Annotated in this window: 13 protein-coding genes; 6 read left to right on the forward strand and 7 right to left on the reverse strand. The window is 36.2% G+C overall.

The window, feature by feature from the left end:
* Positions 1-3 precede the first annotated feature (3 nt).
* The 4 genes from IPP32_03250 (at position 4) to IPP32_03265 (ending at position 9674) form a co-directional block, all read left to right on the forward strand.
* The gene (locus IPP32_03250; GenBank protein ID MBL0047095.1) at positions 4-6525 is read left to right on the forward strand and encodes a T9SS type A sorting domain-containing protein; all 6522 of its coding nucleotides are present in this window, start codon (positions 4-6) and stop codon (positions 6523-6525) included.
* A 50-nt stretch (positions 6526-6575) separates the two neighbouring features.
* Positions 6576-8111 (forward strand): T9SS type A sorting domain-containing protein, encoded by a 1536-nt coding sequence (locus IPP32_03255; GenBank protein ID MBL0047096.1) that lies wholly within the window; start codon positions 6576-6578, stop codon positions 8109-8111.
* Positions 8112-8309: 198 nt separating this feature from the next.
* Positions 8310-9464 (forward strand): hypothetical protein, encoded by a 1155-nt coding sequence (locus IPP32_03260; GenBank protein ID MBL0047097.1) that lies wholly within the window; start codon positions 8310-8312, stop codon positions 9462-9464.
* 9 nt (positions 9465-9473) lie between these two features.
* Positions 9474-9674 (forward strand): hypothetical protein, encoded by a 201-nt coding sequence (locus IPP32_03265; GenBank protein ID MBL0047098.1) that lies wholly within the window; start codon positions 9474-9476, stop codon positions 9672-9674.
* 220 nt (positions 9675-9894) lie between these two features.
* Here IPP32_03265 and IPP32_03270 read toward each other — a convergent pair whose 3' ends face one another.
* The 6 genes from IPP32_03270 to IPP32_03295 form a co-directional block, all read right to left on the reverse strand.
* Positions 9895-10896 carry a DUF1738 domain-containing protein gene (locus IPP32_03270; protein ID MBL0047099.1) on the reverse strand — a complete coding sequence of 334 codons (1002 nt, stop codon included), beginning with the start codon at positions 10894-10896 and terminating at the stop codon, positions 9895-9897.
* Positions 10897-10907: 11 nt separating this feature from the next.
* Positions 10908-11753, reverse strand: a complete 846-nt coding sequence (locus IPP32_03275) for a relaxase/mobilization nuclease domain-containing protein (protein ID MBL0047100.1) — start codon at positions 11751-11753, stop codon at positions 10908-10910.
* Positions 11728-12231, reverse strand: coding sequence for a hypothetical protein (locus IPP32_03280; protein MBL0047101.1), 504 nt, complete (start codon positions 12229-12231; stop codon positions 11728-11730). The genes IPP32_03275 and IPP32_03280 overlap by 26 nt, the downstream gene beginning before the upstream one ends.
* Complete coding sequence (locus tag IPP32_03285; protein ID MBL0047102.1) at positions 12212-13669, reverse strand: type IV secretory system conjugative DNA transfer family protein; 1458 nt, start codon at positions 13667-13669, stop codon at positions 12212-12214. The genes IPP32_03280 and IPP32_03285 overlap by 20 nt, the downstream gene beginning before the upstream one ends.
* Positions 13670-13830: 161 nt before the next feature.
* The gene (locus tag IPP32_03290; GenBank protein ID MBL0047103.1) at positions 13831-14544 is read right to left on the reverse strand and encodes a hypothetical protein; all 714 of its coding nucleotides are present in this window, start codon (positions 14542-14544) and stop codon (positions 13831-13833) included.
* Positions 14541-15623, reverse strand: coding sequence for a hypothetical protein (locus IPP32_03295; protein MBL0047104.1), 1083 nt, complete (start codon positions 15621-15623; stop codon positions 14541-14543). Before IPP32_03295 ends, IPP32_03290 begins: the two co-directional genes overlap by 4 nt.
* A 704-nt stretch (positions 15624-16327) precedes the next feature.
* On the opposite strand from IPP32_03295, the gene IPP32_03300 reads away from it, so the two are divergent.
* Both IPP32_03300 and IPP32_03305 read left to right on the forward strand, forming a co-directional pair.
* The gene (locus IPP32_03300; GenBank protein MBL0047105.1) at positions 16328-16831 is read left to right on the forward strand and encodes a hypothetical protein; all 504 of its coding nucleotides are present in this window, start codon (positions 16328-16330) and stop codon (positions 16829-16831) included.
* A 90-nt stretch (positions 16832-16921) separates the two neighbouring features.
* Entirely contained in the window at positions 16922-17341 is a 420-nt protein-coding gene (locus IPP32_03305) for a hypothetical protein (protein MBL0047106.1), read from the forward strand.
* Positions 17342-17372: 31 nt separating this feature from the next.
* Here IPP32_03305 and IPP32_03310 read toward each other — a convergent pair whose 3' ends face one another.
* Positions 17373-18398, reverse strand: coding sequence for a hypothetical protein (locus IPP32_03310; GenBank protein ID MBL0047107.1), 1026 nt, complete (start codon positions 18396-18398; stop codon positions 17373-17375).
* Positions 18399-18414: the final 16 nt, after the last annotated feature.

Raw genomic sequence — 18414 nt, forward strand, 5'->3', positions numbered from 1 at the left:
TTCATGAAAAAACTAAAGCACTCCATTTTAAACAATAAGAAAAATATGCTTTTTTCGTTAGCATTTTTGCTAATGTTTTTGTCTCAAAGTATTTACTCTATTGCCCAACAGACAGGGGTAACCGGTGAGCAAAGAGGAATGTATGTTAACAGGTTTATTACAACAGATTTAAACAACGATTATGTCCAAGCTTTAAGCATTCTTGGCAATATACCTGCCGAAGATGCATTGCTCAATTATTGCATGGATAATCACATTACCTATTTGCTTCTCTATGATACATATAAAATATTCAGAACTACTAGCAATCAAACTACACTTGTGCCTGCGCTGCAAGAATTTATTTGCAAGGCAAGGAGTCAGTATTGCATTCAATATGTTGGTGCAACAATTGGCGAAAACTACAATTCAAATTTGCCAAACATTGGTAGTCTTAAAACAGCACCGATAACACTGTATCCACCTCAACTCAATGACCCCAACTACGCTGGGTTGCTTTATTTACAATACGAAATACCAAGTGATGACCCCGATTACATTCCAAAATTAATACAATCAGAAATATTGAAACAAGCCATTCGGCTTGCCTTTATTGATAATCCACTTTATACAGGAGTTAATAATGTGGCTAATTGTAATTACAATTATATTGATATTATAACTTCTGAATATGAGTTCTGGAATAGTTCAAGTGGTTTATTTTATGATGATGGAAACACCCCTCCTCATCAGGCGGACTACATTGGATTAATTAATCAACTCGACAATATTCGATTTAGTCATCCTCACCCCCTCTTTATTGAATCCTATCTTGGAATATTGGTAGATGCAAATATTCCTACAGGAGCAAATTCACATCTTCCAAGAACACATTGTGAAATAGGTGAATTTATTGACGGATTAGACCCCCTTTTAAGTCATATCCCATCTGGTAGCACAGCAAGAAGACGAATAGATAGGATTCTAGCACACTATTACAGTAATGACCCAACAAATATTTATAATGATTTTCCCATTCCAAATATAAACGCTCAACCTTTGTATCGTCAACGTTTTCGTACATTCGGCAATGCGAATGTGTCGACCTGCGTAACAGGTATAAATTTATGTAACACTTTAAATACTGTTGATAATACTGATTATCATCCAATATTTAGTGCTGAATCACCTAGCACAGGAGGTCCCCCACTAGGTTCTAATTTTTTAGGAACTTATTTTCCATTAGCGTCTAATAGAAATATTTTTACTGCAGAACGGGATTTTTACGAGGATTTTGCAAATGACAATTTTTGTAGTGGTATACTTCATGATGCAAATTTGGGGAACAGAGTCTTACCTGGAGCATGCCAATGGTTTGCTCAATCATACATGCAAAAGACTTTAGGTAAACCAATTACTTTTCTTTCAAAAGTTGATGGTTGTCCTCCTAATGGTGGAAATTTGCACACCGTGCAATTAAATTATCAAGGACCCATTGAGGTCGGAAATGGATATTCTTATTCTATGGTAAATTCTTCAGGTACATCTTTTATTCCTTCGACCGGTAATCCATCTGGAACAGTTAATTACCCTGTTGTTGGGCCCATTTCAGGTGCAACAGGTGTAAATGCTTTAACTTACAATTTACCACCAGATACATACACTGCAACGTTACTTTTAACATATCCTGGTGGCTGCAGTTATTCTTATGCACAGACAATTATTATTGATGGAACTTTAAAAATTACAGCTTTAAATCAATCTAATGCAACTGGTCCAATATCAAATGTTTGCGGAGGTAATTCAATTTGGTTGCAAGCCAATTGGAATATTCCAGGAGCAAATTATACTTGGCTAAATAACGGTATACCTATTCCTGGCGCTCCAAATGCTTATGAGTTATCAATATCATCTAGTGGGAACTATTCGTGTCAGATCAGTAATGTAAGTTGTTCAGGGAGCAGTAATACTATTCAAATTTCTTACCTGACAAATCCTGATAGATTTATTGTAGCTTCATGTGGAAATGGCTCTTGTAGTAATGGAAATAATGTTGCTTTAACGGTTTATCCCAATATTGGATTTGGAGGTTACTCAGGTCCTGAAACTTATCTTTGGTCAACAGGAGCATCTACAAGCAGTATTAGTGTTTGTGACGCTGCTCTTTATTCTGTTTTGGTTTCACATGCAAATGGGTGTACAAGTCTTGTTTCCAAGAATGTAACTAATACGATGCTTTTATCCACAAGTTCACCAACAGCACCCGTTGTTACTCCTGGAACTTCCTCAATTTGCATTGGGAGCGCAGTCACTTTATCTTCAACACCGACACCTTTTATGTGGAGCAATTTTGCAACATCTTCATCAATATCAGTAGTAAACTCTGGAATTTTCTTTGCCATTGCTAGGAACAATCAGTGTGAAAGCATTTCAAATCCTGCGGTCGTTAATGTTACTACACCCTCAACAATATCTATTACAGCATCTGCCCCCTCACTGTGTAACCCTCAGACTCAAACAGTATCCTTAACCGCTACCGGAGGAGGAACATATTCATGGACACCAGGGGCAGCAACTAGCACCTCGATAACAGTTAATCCCAATGTTACAACCACTTACACAGTTACTAGCAATCAAGGTGGGTGCACCCAACAAGCATCAGCTACTGTTAATGTAGTACCAAGTGGAGACTGCTTTATAATCAACAAAACGGTCAAACATTCAATTACCTACGCTGGTATGGCTGAAACCTTTACAATTACTATGTGCAATAACACAGCCTCTTCCGCTGATGTTTTTCTTACGGATGTTGCTCCTCCTGATTTTATTTTACAAAGTGCTTCTATTACCTTAAATTTAGGTGGAGTCATTACACATCCATCAACAATTGACGGATTAATTCACCTAGAACCGGGATGTAATAATATACTTACATATAGTGGATATTTTACAAATCTGGGGAATTGTTTATCACATGTTAACACTGTTACATTAAGAGATGCTAGCAATTCCATTTTCTTAGATGATGCTTCGGCCTGTGTTGATGTCAAAAGAGGTTGTCCAATGATAACCTATGGAAATGCGGACTGTAATGCGACTACTGCAAATATTACATTAGGCATTCACACCCAAGTTAGCAATGTTAAATCAATTGATTTGATGATTGTTTACCCTGGCTTTATAACCCCACCATTATCTTTAACTTCTTCCACATTAACTAGCCCATTTGCTGTAGATTACAGTGCATCAACTTACCTTGGCCCCGCTACTAACGCTTATATTTCTAATTCAGGCACAAATCCTGTTCAATATTTAAAAAGACAAATACACGTTGAATTCGTTAGCCCAGTGTCAGTAAATAATGGTCCATATTGGTTTTTTAATTTGGTTTTTGATAACTCAAACTCTCTTGGATATGTGAGACCATTAGGATTTAATAGTTTCCTTCTTCATGCCGCAACTTATCGAACAACACTTAATATTCAAGGTGGTGCAGTTTTAAATTATTGGACCCAAGGCTTTCATGTATTTTTTCATGGTTGTCCTGACGCTCAAAACATTGATAAAGCCTTTTTAATTGGACAGCAGTCATGTGCAAATCCAGGACAAGTAACTGTTTCAGCAACAAATACCTCTCCAACAGCAGTACACATTTGGCAGTTTGGTGATTTTAGAAGTACACCAATAAATGGGGCTGAGAGCTATATGTGGGATTACTATGCACCACATAATGATAACTCTGGAGTTACTCAAGCTCCGCCACCTTATGGGAATTATACCTTTAAAATAAAGCACATTATTGATGATAATGGTGTATTTGGGGTTGATTCACAATTCGTCAACATTGGGCCTTCTTGCTGTGAAATGAATCCGGATATTACCATCAATGAGTATGCAAAATCTTCTGATTTTGGATCAGGCCTTTCAAATCAAATTATTTTTCTAAATGGGACACTCGACATTGACCAATCTTTTTATTTAGCCGATTGTAATGTCATTGCGGCTCCCGGTTCAGTAATACATATGAATGATGGCGTTGAGTTTTTCTTCAATAATACTCATTTTTTGGGTTGCACAGGAATGTGGCAAGGAATAATTGCTGGTAACGACTGCAAAATTATTTCTGACATCGGTAGCTCAATTAGTGATGCTCAGACTGGGATTACTGTTCCCCATCCCAATGGTTACTTAAGTATTACAGATTGCGATTTTACAGACAATATTGTTGGAATTTATGCACCCGAAAATCCTGACAATTCGTATTATAATCTTGACTATTCTCTTCTTGGTAATACATTCACATCCACTGGTAATTTCAAAACCGATTACAATGGTCAACCAGCACATGGTATTTATTCGAAGGCAGGTATTGAATTCAATAACATGCTTGGAACTATTGGAAATTACGGTTATATGACCAATCATTTTTCTCAAATGAATGCAGGAATTATGATGCGTAATTGCAACATTATGATTCAGAACAACGATTTTAAGGAGATACATTCTGAAGATGATGAAAATTATGGACCACTGGGCGGTGCAGTAATGGCTACAGCGGGTGATGAAGGATATTTTTCAGTAGATGTTGCTCCCTGCGAAAATCAAACATTAGCAAATCCTACCGTTTATAATTGTGACAACGGAGTGGTTACTAGCCATATTGCTGTTAATGTTCATGATTGTAAAATGGTGGATGTTGGAAAAGGGGTTGTAGTAACCAACACTTCTAACGACCTTCCAATTGAAGTAATAGGCAATGGGATATATGCAAACTTTAGAGGCGTGTTTTTAAGTGAAAATACAGGCAGTCATTATATGAAGGTGGACAATAACTATATCAAAACTGACCACTCAGGGGGTATTGGAATTGATGTTTCAGAAAGCTCTGACAATAATTCTATGTTTTACGCTCAAGGAAACTCAATATATGGAATTGAGCACAATGCAGGAATTAAAGCTACAAACATTGATGGAGAGTCCCACATCCTTGAAAATGTAATTACAACGATAATGGCCAACGGTGATGAAACTGCTGGAATTGTTTTAGAGGCTTGTTATGGGATGAGGGTTAGTTGCAACGATATTAAAGGCGAATCATCTTCTAATAATTATTATACTTATGGCATTCACCAGAGCATTAGCCAGCGTATGAGCATTCATTGCAATAGCACTGATAATACATACGTGGGTATTGAGTTTGACGGAGTGAACCCAGAAACTGATTTTAAGACTAATCTAATGTATACGCATCAGGAAGGCTTACATCTGAATAGTTATGCCATAATTGATGCACAAATACAGGCGGGTAACAAATGGGAGGGGCCATTTGGTAATGGAGGTTCACCTGCTTATGCTGCGGTGAACGCAAACTATAATGGTATTGGTAGTTCACCTTTTTATGTTAATGCATTTTCTGGTCCAGAGTATTTTCCAAGTGTTTACCCGAGTACAGGTTGGTTTGGCCAACAATCTGGTTCTCCTGTCAACTGTTCTGAAATGGAAGATTGTACAAGACCAAATTCAGATGTAGAGAGGGCTGAAATGCGGACCATGCTTGATTTGGATATTGCCAATGGAAATATTAATACCATTGATTTTACTCCTGAAAGCCGCAACATGGCAAAGCATTATCTATATGAAAAACTGAAAGCAAACCCAGCTTTACTTAGCGAAGCTGTCATGCAAAGTTTTTACAATACACATTCTACCAGTCCTGTAGGTAAATCTACTATTGTGAAAGAGGATGTGAAAGAAATGAGCAGCTATGATGCTTATTTTAAAAACACGATGCACCTTGCGGATAGCTTGGTTTCATTGGCGAATGACAGTCTTCAACTAATAGATAGCTTAAGAAAAGCTTCTGGTAACAGTTCGAGTCTCGATGTTGCATCCCTTTCTCTGCACAACAGGATAAATGTATTACACAGCACAATTAAAACTATGAGCATACAACGAGAAAGTATGAGAACAGGTGAAAGGGCATATGCTGAAATAAACAACAGTAATGTCCTGAGTTCAATGGTACCTGAGCAAAACGAAAAATTACTCACCGAAATACATTTAGCCTCCGATGCTTCAGGTTTGCATACTTATAACGCTACACAAGAAAGTCAGTTATTATCCATTGCACAGCAATGTCCTTATTCAGGCGGTGAAGCAGTTTATAAAGCGCGTATTAAATATTTGAAATTGCACCCGAATACTGTTTTTGATGATAGAGCTACTTGCCTTGCAGAAGGGATTTTCAGAAAAGCAAACCCACAAGTAGAGGAGACTGCTGATGGAATTGCAATTACAACCTACATTAGTATTTGGCCCAACCCCACAAAAGCCAATGCAACAGTTGCCTATACAACAATGGGTGAAACAGATTGTAAATTGCAAATTACTGATTTGACAGGTAAATTAATTAGAGAAATTAGCCTGCCCTGCAAGCAGAACCGATTTACATTTGGAACGGAAAATTTAGACGCTGGATTTTATGTAGCAAAGGTAATGGACAACGGAAGCCTAATTGGTAAAAGTAAATTCGGAATTATTAAATAACATTTTTTAAATCACACTTTCTTACCTAAGGAAGTGTGATTTATAATTCTATGAAAGCAATTCAAATAAAAATTCTAATACTCACCTTAATTGTTTCCAATGCTTTTGGACAAGGTAGAAAGAATAATTGGCTAGTTGGTTACAATTCCGGTACTAGCCCGGTTACAACTTGCGAGCGTGCCAAAATTTCATTCAATACCGGCAGCACAGTAATTCAACCGCAAACTACACGTAAAATAAATTTTTTAGCAACAGAGGGAAATATATCTGACAGGAGCGGTAATCTGCTCTTTAGTAGTAATGGTGTATGGATAGCAGATGCCTTTGGTGACACCATGCAAAATGGAACAGGATTAAACCCGGGGCCGATGGTAAATTCTATGTCAAACAGTTATTGTTTGAATCTATTGAATGCCAATTTAATAATTCCCTACCCCGGTGACTCATTAAAGTACATTCTTTTTCACACAGTAGGAAATTACAACGCCTCATTATCTGCTACCGAACTTTTCTACACGGTAATAGATATGAACCTAAATGGAGGCTTAGGGGGTGTGATTGCAAAAAATCAGATTGCTTTTAATGATACCTTAATGTGGAGTATTTCTGCCGTAAAACATGCTAATGGTAGAGATTGGTGGGTACTTATGGTGAAAGACAATTCTGACATTATATATAAAGTATTAGTCACACCGTTTGGTATTCAAAATGTCAGCAGTCAATCTATGGGAGGGGTGTTAAACTATAAAAATAGTGTGGGACAAAGTTGCTTTTCTCCTGACGGTAAAAAATTCGCATACTCAAGTGGTTACGTTGACATGACGGGTGGAATTCACTATATTACTGATGTAAGAGTATTTGATTTTGATCGGTGCTCTGGAAGCATTACAAACTACCATCTTTTTTCAACAAGTAATTTTGAAGCCGCCGGGGGTGTTTGCTTTTCCTCTAGTTCAAGGTATTTATATGTTTCCACGGTTGCCCATGTTTTTCAAATTGATGCAAATGCCATTAGCCCAACAGTTGACACTGTCGCAGTAAATGATGGCTATTATTCACCTATCCCACCATTCCAATCAGATTTTTTTCTTCAATACTTAGCTGAAGATGGAAGAATATATATAACTTCTGGGAATAGCGTAATTGATTTTCACTATATTAATAAGCCTGATAGTGCAGGACCTACTTGCGATGTGCGGCAACATGCATTGCATTTACCTTGTTTCGGTTGGAGATCAATTCCTAACCATCCTAATTATGAGCTAGGTGCAGATAGTGGTAGTGTCTGCGATACATTACAATTGGGTATTATGAATGCTGAATTCCAAATTCAGAATGAAGTTATTCGCATTAATCCTAATCCTGCTTCGGATTATTTTTACATTAATTACAACTTGACTGTTAATGATATTGCCCTGTTTGTACTTTATGATGCTTATGGTAAAGAAGTGTTGCGCAGAAATCTTTATGGAGCAATGCACACCCTATTGGTAAATTATTTAGAACTCGAAAACGGAGTGTATTATTATACAGTATTGTTAAGTAACAAAATTGTGGATAGAGGCAAGGTTGCGGTGGTGAGGTAGTTTAATAATAAAAGTATTTCATTAAAATCGAAACCTATGTGTCATTAATTGTGTAAAAGCATTGCAATAGAGTAATTTTGGTTGAATTAGAAGCCAACGATATAAACAAATCGATGTAGAAAACATTAAGAGTTATTAAGAATATACTGTCAAAACAATCTATAATATTGGTGCAGAGTATAACTCTGCTGTTGAAATTTGAAAAAAGTTAAAAATTCCATCAGTAAGCAACTTGATAAATTATCACCCAACAGGGACTGGCACATTATTGGCGCAACTCTTCGTGCATTAGGAGAAATTTCAGCTTTAACTTTATTGTTTCATCACCTAATTCCTGAAAAACTATCGACACTTTCTTGGTGGCAGTTAAGTGCCTTTTGGTCTGTTTTTATTTTTCTGGTATTGGCTTTCATTGTAAATGCGTATGCACACATTAAGGAGAAAAGGTTGTGGGGTGTAGAAAGAAGAAAAATGGCTCGTGACGCAAAGTTTGCTCGTGTCATGCATAAGATTAACAGAGGTTTTAGTGACACCCACAAGATACTACGGGTCGAAATGGAGGAAAACAACAATTACCTTAGGGAACTTATAGAAGCATTAAAGAAACTGCATGAAACAATTAAGGATGATGAGGCTTTTAAGAACACCTTTATTTCAATGGAACTAAGTAGTTTACTGAGTAATGGAAAGCCTACTTCAAAAAGCACAAAGGCTTCATATCTAGTGGCACTTGAGAAATTTTGCGGTGATATATCTGAAGTCTTTACAGAGATAATTGTTTCGCATACAGGCAATACAAATGCGAAGTGTGCCGTTTGTATTAAGCCTAACTTGGGTCGTGCAGATATAAAAAGCAACGATGAAAACAAAGTTTTTACCTTAATTCGAGACCGGAACTCAAGCGATAGGTATGAATATGACGATGTAAATAAAGCCAGATACTATAAGAAAAACACTGCTTATCGAGATATATGGGATAGAATCATTAATCAAAAACGGGATAAGTATTTTTTTAGTAATTCATTACCCATGGCAATTGACAAAGGGTATGAGAATGAAAGCTTTAAGGATAATGGTGTCGATGTTGATTATCTCAAGAGTTTAACTATTGAAGAAAGAAGAGAGCATTGGCCCTTAAAATATAGAAGTGCGATTGTTGCTCCTATTTTTATTCCAAGCTTTGATGGCTCAGAAAAGGATGGATTACTAGGCTTTTTGTGTTTGGATTGTGATGCCGAGAACGTGTTTAATGAAGATAGCGACACTCCGTTATTAATGGGTTGCGCAGAGGGTATTTTTAATATCACTAAAAGATTTCAAGAAAAATTTTCATTACCTGAACATTCCAAATAAATATCGACTATGAATAAATCTGCTATTGAAAACAACAATCAAAACCCTGATTTAAAATTCCAAAAAACAGGAACCAATTCAACTTTGGTAACGAAAACAACCTCTAGAGGAAAATATGAATTAGAGGTTTTTAGTTTTGCCGAAGAGGACATTGAAGAAATAAAAAAATTGCGAGAGGAAATCGATTTAATTCCGGATGGCAAAAAATAATACAGGATTTATTGTCCTGTATTATTGCTGTGTGAGATTACCACAGTTGCATAAAGAGCGCTGTTATTAGAAACAGGGCGAGAGAGATACTGAAATAGAGAATCATATTAAGAAATATGAGTTCTTTTTTTGTAAGACCTTCTCTTTCTGTATTTTCTTCCATTGTTATCTTTTAAATGATTAACTTTAAATTTCATACTAGCATAACACAAGTAAATGTCTAATGTCTGCTGTGGATTGCAATTTGGCGAGTGGAAGCTCTTTTTTCTCTTATTGATTTTAGCCCTTTAACTTTATCACTTTCCAATTCCTTATCTTCTGGCAATTCAGGGATTGATTTATTTGGAAACTCCATATTTACGCCTAAAATATAATCCACAGCCTTCTGTGCTTGTCCACTCGCATGAACAATAAATTTCTTGTCCTTCTTTAATTTCTCAAGCCAGTGTTGTATGTAAGCGATGTTATCTTCAAAATTTTGATGTGGGATTCCGGTGTAAGATTTCAGATATGAAGCTCCCATTTCTGCGGTAAGTTCTTCTATGGCATAATCTCTTGTTTGTGGGCCTTTTTGTTCCAGCAATTCCTTTCTGTTAAGCCTTTCACTGTGTCCAGTTGCGTGAACCAATTCATGAAAAAGCGTTCCGTAATATCTTTCACTATTAACAAATGTTTCAAGCTTAGGCATATTCACATAATCCTGCCCTGTATGGTAAAACGCTCTTTGTTCATCGTGTTTGATGATTGGTTTTTTAGGCATTTCATTAATAACTTTTTCACAAGCTTCAATTGGATTGTTCTGTTTTTCTTCCTTAACTGGCAATTTTTCTTTCGGAATTCCTGTGCATTGATCAATATTAAAAACTGTGTAGTATTTGAGTAATGGAGTTTTCTTCACTTCCTTAGTTTTCTCAGCTTCCTTTTCAAGCCACTTCCAAAAAACCACCATTTGTGACTTTTCTCCTTTCTTTACTGAGCCTCCCAATTCCTTGATTTGATTGAAGGTCAAGAAATAGTTTTGGGAATAATTCAAGGAATTTAAAAGCCAAACATTAATTCCTTTGTATGGCTTCTTTGATACTAAATTCCTTGGTAATCCTGAATCTGTCCATGGTTGTTGCCATGGAACAATTTTCCTTTCAAGTTTTTCTATGATGTGATTGGTAACTATTTGATATATATCTTTAGTTGTGTTTGGTTGATTTTGTTGAGTATTAGTCATAATTTTAAATATTAACGATTAATGTTTCGCACTCTGTCTTTAGAGTTGCCTCTTAATTCCCTTAATTCCCTTTGCTTGTTGTGCATTATGTTTAGCATTTCAATTCTATCTTCTGTAAAGCCAATTCGGTTAAAACGAAATTTGTTTCTTCCGAAGATTATTCCAGTTGTTTTACCACCTCTATCATAAGTTTTTAGCCCGCACTCATTAAGTAATTGATAAAAAGTATCTCTTGAATTTGCTTTCTTGTAACAGGTTTTAAGCATTCCGATTACTTGCTCCTTTTCTGTATCTCTTCCCGTTCTTAGCTTGTAGTTGTATTCCCTGTCGCTTGCTTTTCCCCTTTCTCTTTTTCCATGAGCTACAATTGATTTTAATAATTCCGGAAAATGCTCAATCTGATAATTCTGTATTTCCTTCTTGAGTTTTCCAAAATCTGATTTGGACATTCGCATTGCATTTCCTGCTCGATATTCAACACCGGAAGCACAGATATGAATGTGATAATGTTCTTTGTCGAAATGCGGAACTGCAACATACATTCCTTTGGGATTTCTTTTCTGAATGTATTCCCTTGCCATTTCCTGCATCTTGTCTAAGGAAATGTTCTTTGCATCATCTCTGTGCCAAGAGAGTATCTCATGGGTGAGAATTACTGAATCCTTTCTTTTTCGTAAGCGATGGGTTTCATTTTCTTTAAACTGATTTACCCATTTTTCAATATCATCTCCTTTTAAATTGTGTGTTAGAACAAAGCTTTTATCCTTTTCATCAAATAGTCGAGCATTGTCATGGAGCATATACTCCAGTAGTTTCTTAAAGCTTGGTCGCTTAAAGGATTTTACTTTGACAATCATTTTGAGCAAGTGGTGGGTTTCTAAAAACCAGATTTATTCTTTCTTCTAATCGAATAATGATTTTTTCTATGCTTTCAAACTTCTGATCTCGCTCCCAATGATATTTCTCCCTCGTTTTTACAATGCTCTGAATCTGATTTAAACATTCTGAAAGGATTTGCTCTAAATGGACAATTTGTTCTGAATTTGGAACGATATAGCTTTGGTCTAGGTAAGACATCACCGCAGAGCGAATAAAGGCGGTAATTGTCATTTTATGCCTTTTCGCTGCATGCTCTACTTTGCTGAACTCTCCATTGCTGTTTGAAAAGTTGACAGTAAACTCTGGTTTATGATTGCGCTGGGTCTGCTTGTATTTCAAAAGGTACTCCTTGCGGTAAGCAAGTTTCGCTGCCTTAATTTCCGCATCCGTTCCCTTTTCAAGAACTCCTGTAGCTTCTAAATATTCCCATAGTCCGTTATTGTTCCTTTTGCTCATTTACTTTTTGATTTAGGGGTAATACAGGAATGCTTTCAGAAGCTAGTTGCCCGATAATCTCCGGAGCTTGAATGTTGCTAAAGTCTTTAAACTTCGACTGTCGGTAGTAAGGTTTAAGTCTCGCCATTATGGGTTGATGGTGTCCACAAATCAAGATAGCTTGGGTATCTTTCATTGTTCTGATTTCATCATTAGTCATGAGTGGTCGAACTACCGTTCTTTCCTTTTCATCTTTGTATTCATATCTTCCTAAGGTTTGTTCTAACTCTTTCGCTGTTTCTAGAGAAGTTCCAGTGAAATACATTTTTGCAAAACAGTTCGATTTGATAGCATCTGCATTATTCTTTCCATAATGATTTACCAATTGATTAAAATCTTGTACCAAGAGCATGATTCCTGAGCGGTGCTTTCTGACATTGGCAACTGCTAGTGATAATGTTGGAAGGTAGAGTGATGATGCTTCATCAATTAACAAGAAAATATCCTTCTCCTTTTCATTAGGAAAGCGTGATAGAAGGAAAGCAAAGAATTGTTCGAAGAAAAGTGAGGTTAAGACAGAATAATATTTTTGGTCGGCAACTGAATTTTGTATGAACAATGCTGTTGGTTTGTTTCTAAATTCGATAAGGTCAAGGCTATCAGTTGATGTAACTTTTGCAATGGATTCATCATTGAAAAGTTGAAGCGCAGCTTTGCAAGTTGCAATGACTCCACTTACAACTTTGTCATCATAAGCGATAAAGGATTTGTATTCAGCAAACAGAATTTCATCTGCGTATTCTGAAAACAAAGCATCTACTGATTCAGGATTTCCACCTAATCGGTTTAAGAGTTGCCTTACATTGTAAAGATTTTGAAATTCGGGTGCTTGTTTTTTCAAGATGGTGATAAGCATGGCAAGCAAGGATGTCGCTTGAGAATTCCAAAAAGGGTCTTTGCTTTTTCCTCCTAATGCATTTTCAATTAAGAGTGAAGCAACCTTCTGAATATCCGATGAGCTTTGCGCTCTGACAAGTGGATTGTAACCAGAAGAATTATTTGGATTAGCAAAGTTCAGTACTTTTATTTCATATCCTCTTTGCTTTAAGAATCCTGCACTTTTTGAAAAAAGTTCACCCGATGGATCGTGAATGACAAAACTTCCTTTCATAGTGTAAAGTGAGGGAAAGAGTACCACGCTTGATTTTCCTGTACCAGTGCCTCCAATGATGAGCGAATTCTGATACGAATTTTTAACTGATAAATTTCTTCTGCCTGTGAGGCAGAAGCCATATTCTCTGCTTGATAGCAGTGTTCTAGCACTTACAAATTCTGCATTGTAGCTATCCTTCTTTTTAGGAATAGCAGTCCAAGCGAATTGTATAAACTCGAAGATTCCTTTGAAAATACTTTCTAGAAGTTTTATAAAGAGTATGAGGAGTTGTTCTATGATTTTCATTTTGTTTAGGGATTAGTGTTTGTTAATGTATGATTGAAGAAATACATTGACTTGTTGTAAGATGAGTTCTGCAAGTCGGCAGCAACCCCACAACACAAGCAAGATTAGCTTCCCTATAAATTTCAGAAAAGTCCATATTGATTTGCCCATGTTTTCCAGTTTTAAAAATTAAGGTTCGCAGAAATTGTCACTTTCGCTCCTTTGCTCTCTAGTAGCTTCTTGTAGAATTCAGAAATGATTTGAAAACGTGCATCGCTTTTAATGTCCTTAGGTTGATATATGAAATAGATTTCAATACCACCTAGCGGACTTATTAAAAGCTCCTTTTCAAATCTTTTCTGTAATGAGTCTGGCTGATTTTTCACAAGTTCAAAATCTCCCTTTCGATAGAATGAAAACTCTTGAGTATTCTCCATCAAATCGCTGTATACCAATAAAATTCTTCTATCTGACTTGCTCTGACTTAATTGATTAAGTTCTCGTACTATGGGTAAATAGATGGAAGAGTTTTCTTTCTCAACTGTATCATTAGGGCTTTCTGCCAAATTTGATTCAATTGCAATTTTGAACTTCCTGATTTCACCTTTTCTTTCCATTTCATTAGAAAGCCACTTGTTTTGAGGCTCAATCTTCACTTGGCTTCTTTGATTATAGCTAACATCACTCAAGTTCTGAAACTTGAAGATGGCTCCATTCAAAGGGTTTTCTGTTAAACCGAAGAGAGAAAATATCTCTTCGGTTTTTGGTTGCGCTATTATAGAATCTGTAACATCTCTTGCTATAACAAGCTCTGTTGTTGTGTTCTTTTCAGAAACACAAGCAACGAACAAAGTAATTAGCAAAAGAATTCCTAACGTTTTGAGAAGAGCTTTCATGATTGTTTGGTGTTAGTTGTGGTAAGAGAAAAGGAGAAATCCTCAATATTCGGGTCAGGTAAAACATCAGAAAAGCAGTTGGGTATTGCACCGTCTGTTCGGAAAGTTCGGTTGGTTGATTTGAATATTTCCAAAGTCTCCCAATACATTTTACGTAATCTATCAATTACATAATTGGCATGGTAACCGATGCGCACCCTTTGCTTGGTGTTTTCCAAAATGCTCTGTTTGATTCTATCACGCTCTGCTTTTAAAACCTGAATCTCCTCTTTCAGTTTTTTAATTGCTTTGGTAGTCCCCATCTTATGGGCATTCTCTTTCAGCTCTGTCCATGTAGGAAGAATCGAGAATGAAAACAAGGTTGAAACAATAAAGAAGAACAGATTAAACAGTATAAAATACCCAGGGCTAATGTGTACTTCGTGATTTGCCAAGTAACTTGACCTGAAAATTGCGAGTACTGAAAAAACCAATGTTACTGTCAGGAGAGAGCCGATAACGATTAGTCTTCTATACAATGTACTCTTTGCCTCTTTGTAGAGAAAAGGAACCATGTGCGAAAACACCATCACTGCAAAGGAGATGGATATGGAAAGAATTAATGAGAACAGAAAGTTTTCTCCTGTTACTTGAAAAGATTTGCTGTTGAAGATTACTTCTCCGCTAAATATCATTAGGCTTGCAATTACTGCCCATCTGATTCGGGAAGCGAAGTTCCCCTCACTATGGTTTCCTAACTCATATTCATGGTTATGGATTTGGCTCTGCTTTTCAAGAATCTCTGTTTCGAGACTCTTGTCCCTGTCCTTAAAGTAATCTGCATCCATTTTAGCTTCAGGGAAATTAGCCCCAGGCTGTATGTGATGAAGTACATCTGAGGCGAGCATTTCATAGCCCGTTTTGAGTTCTCCAGTATAGTTTTCGAGTTTGTCGTCCTCTACAGCTGGGAGATTGCGCTTGGCAAAATGCTTTGCGTTTTTTATTGCTAATTCTTTAAGGTTAGCGTCCTTTTTTCGGATTATTTCTTCCAGTTTTGAGTCCATAGGGCTTCCGGAAGCAATTGAAATTGCGTTATTCATTTTGGTTATTTTTAAAGGTTAGTAATTATTGACTTTAGGGGGAAAACGGGGTGCACTTGGAGTGCGGAAATGTGGTGCGGAAATGCACCATTTTGCATCAAAATGCAGGGTGCGCTCAGGCGGTTTTATTGGTATTCCAGCAATGAAGTAAGGACTTAAAATCCTGTGGCCATTGCGGCCGTATCGGTTCGATTCCGATCCCGGGTACAAAATTCAGAGCGAAAATGAGGGCGAGAGCTATCATTTTAGTTCTGAATTTTTACTCCTTTTCTTTTTGTTTCTTATTCCTTTTCATAAAATTTTAAACCTCTGTAACCTCACTCACATCCTCGTTTAGATCAGCATAACGAGGATGCCACAAGTATGCGTTTGCAACGCATAAAATAAAAAAATCCATTTCTGCTGTCACTTCATTTCAAAGGTGTAGTGAAAAATTAAGCAAACAAATTTTTATAAAGGGGCCACTCACCACATCCATAACTCGTCCGCTTGCGCATGGCGGATGCTCTTAATTTGCGGTTGCAATAGCGGTTTCTAACTTATAGAGCTTTGTTCGATTTAACAACCTTGAAACTTAAATAGTGCACCGGGGGTTTGAGCGAATATGAGATTTAATCTTAGCTTTATAAATTAAAAATCTTGCTGATGAGAAAATTAGGTGCACAAATTAAATCAGTAACTAGCGCTAACTTAAATTGTAAAGAATGAAAAAAATACTAATAATGTTTGTTTTGCTTTCAACCGTTTCAGTAGCACAAACAGTAAGTTTAAACGACTTAATTGAAAAATCGAAGTGTAAAACATTTGATTGTTTTAGCGATTTGGTAACAAAAAAGGGATTTAGTTTTTATGAAAAGAAGGATACTTTAAAGTTTAAGTATTGTACTTTTCTTTCAAGCAAGAGTTTTGCGATACCAACAGACAAAACAGCCAACTATAAAAATGTTGCCATGATATCGATAAATACGGATGGCTCTGTAGCTACAGGTTTTAGAACAGCGGTATCAGCACATTACTTAGATTTCATGAATCAACTAAAAAAAGCCGGATTTACAGAACGGGCGAATAAAACAGTTGCTACCGGAAAAATTGTATCTTATTTAGCTGAAGGCTATCCCAAAATTAAAATTTTAGTTGCAACCAACTCGCAAATAGATATGGATGCTTTAATGTTACCATATGTCATTACGCTTGTAAGATATCCTTAATAATCTGAAGTCAATATTCTATTGTCAAAGTTATGTTCAGACTACTTTTTTTAGCACTCTAACAAAATCCCAATCCTAATCTTTTTAACAATGAACGCATACACTATTAAATTATCAAACGGGCGAAATACATTTTTAGGAAAATTAATTATTGCCGATAACGCGCTTTACTTTTTGTGCTCCTCTAAAGGGAATGCCCTACTTGAAAGTGCCGGTAGAAGTATTGGTGGGCTTTCGGGTTATGTTATTAAGGCATTGGCCGATCCGAGCACCAGTGGAGAACTTCCATCGGAAATTAACGAAACAGAGCTTGTTAATTTTGCTTCTCAATTGCCGAATAGTATTGTGTTTGAGGCCAACAAAATTGAAAAAATTCAGGATACTTGGTTAGTAAAAATGATTAAATGGGACGGTAAAAAAATTGGAGTTCCCTCGGGCTTTTCTAAAAGTTTAAAAGCAGAGCTCATTCCTTGGTCGCTAAAGCATGGTATTGCTACAAAGGGCTTATAAAGTTCTGTGAATGGTAAACAAATTTGGATATTTATTGGTCATTCATATCCAACACCCAATTGGAACTTAGGTAAAAATATTTTGAATTATCAATATAGAGAAGCTTCGGTTCATCTTTGCTTGTTAAATCCTCTGGATATGATTCTATTGGTTCAAAACCAATTGTACATTTTATCATCCAATCAGTATACTTTTTACTAAACCGAACTTCAAACAGGTCAAAATTAATGTGGTTGGAGTAATCGACAAAAAACCAACTATTTAAAACGAATCGGTTAAACTGTTTTAAAGAATCGTATTGAAACAGCAAATTTCCTTCAACAGATGCGTTTTTTGTCTTTATTGGATATTGTTTCAGAAAGCTAATTTGCATTGAATCATTAGCACCATTATGCTTATAGATGGGTTCAATAGGCAGCGCGCTTTCTAATTCGGTACTGTCGTTTATACAGTTATTAGTTAAGGGTGATTTAATGGTGAAAGAGTTTTCGGAACGCAAAAATTGAACACATTCTATTTTTTGCCTATTAAATGAAAGCACAAGTGTATCAGTGGATTTACGCGTGGCAGTAGAATTCAAATCAGGCGTGTTATTAAATCCATTTTCGCTTATGGAAGCATCTGTAATTTTTATTTTTTGCAGTAACCCTTTGTCAAATAAAAAATAATATTGATAACAAATAGTGCTGTTATTAAACGCAAGTAATTTGCACCAGCCATCCAATTTCCCTTCTGTTGTTTTAAGAACAGTTTTCGTTTCTTTTAAAACCGAATCCGAATTGTTTTTTTTATAGGAATAATAAAATCCATTTGTTTTTCCTCCCTTTATAAAACCCTTAAATAGGATATTATTTTTTTTACCATCCGTATAGATGATGTAGCTTCCATCTTTGAATGCATGAGGTTTTATCATACCAAATGACTGCATAAATGGATTGTCAATATAACTTGTGTCTCTATCAGTATAAACAAGTTCCGTTGTTTGTGCAACAGATAATATGGAGCAGAGCATAAAAGCAATCACCGAAATGAGAAAGGAGTGTTGAAGAATATACATTAGAAATAGCGCTTTG

Source organism: Bacteroidota bacterium (assembly GCA_016721765.1).
Lineage (GTDB): Bacteria > Bacteroidota > Bacteroidia > UBA4408 > UBA4408 > UBA4408.